A 1,152-nucleotide genomic window follows, 5' to 3' on the forward strand; every position below is an offset into this window, starting at 1 on the left:
CTTTGCCGTAATCGGATTACTGCTGAACCTGCAGTTCCGTACGACGGTTGCGAGCGCGGCCGGCATCCGTCTTGTTGCTGTCGATCGGATCGTTCGAACCGTGACCCACCGGACCTTCCAGACGGCTCGCGTCGATACCGTGCGCGGTCAGGTAGTCGTACACGATCTTCGCACGACGCTCCGACAGACCCTGGTTGTACGCTTCCTTGCCCACGCTGTCGGTGTAACCGGCCACCATCACCTTCACCTGCGGATAGCGCTTGAGCGTGTCCACCGCCTGATCCAGGATCGCCAGCGAATCGCTGCTCGGCACGGCCAGTGCCGGCTCGATGTTGGTCTCGCCCTTCTTCGGACGGTCGAACTTGAAGTTCACGCCCTTCAGGTCGATCACCACCTTCTGCGGGCAACCATCCGGTCCCACGATCGTGCCTTCCGGCAGATCCGGGCACTTGTTGTCGCACAGGTTCACGCCGTTGCGGAACTGCTTGGAGCAGTCCGGCGCAGCCGGCGGCGGCGGCGCGGCCGGAGCAGCGGCAGCCGGCACGGAGCCGATGCGCGCCACCAGGCTGAAGCCCAGGTACCAGTCGCCATAGCCGTTGTGCTGCGGCTGGGTCTTGTCGTCCCAGTCATAGCGGTAGGCCACTTCCGTACGGAAGTCCACGCTGTCGGTGATCGACTTGGAGATACCCACGCCGCCCTGCGCCGCCGGGGCCCAGTCGCGACTCAGCGGGTTGTGGTGGTAGCTGCCCATCACGCCGCCCATCAGGTACGGGCGCCAGGAGTTCCAGTCACCGAAGAAGTAGCGGGCCGACACACCGTAGTTGTTGTTCGACCAGGTGTTGCCCTGACCAAACACGGCGGTGTCCGCCTTGCGCTTGGTGCGGTCCACGAACAGTTCGACCGACACGTTCGGGCTGATGAACTTACCCACCGACAGACCGTAGAAAATCTGACGGCTGCGCGTGTTGCGGTCGGTGTCGTTGTAGTAGCCGCCCAGCGTCGGCGCAATGTACCAGCGGTCGTCAAATCCGTTCGGCCACGCCGGCGCGCCGGTCGTCGAGCTGCTTGAGCTGCTGGATGCCGGAGCTGCCGGGGCGGCAGTGTTGTCCTGCGCGTGAACGGCACCCACGCCGCCCAGGGCAAGAGCGATCA

General features: G+C 64.7%; 1 protein-coding gene. It reads right to left on the bottom strand.

Features of this window, described 5'->3' with window-relative positions:
- Window positions 1-16 precede the first annotated feature (16 nt).
- Window positions 17-1,150 (bottom strand): OmpA family protein, encoded by a 1,134-nt coding sequence (locus tag DWU99_RS20735; protein WP_233511235.1) that lies wholly within the window; start codon window positions 1,148-1,150, stop codon window positions 17-19.
- Window positions 1,151-1,152 lie beyond the last annotated feature (2 nt).

Source organism: Dyella psychrodurans, assembly GCF_003363265.1.
Classification (GTDB): Bacteria; Pseudomonadota; Gammaproteobacteria; order Xanthomonadales; family Rhodanobacteraceae; genus Dyella_B; species Dyella_B psychrodurans.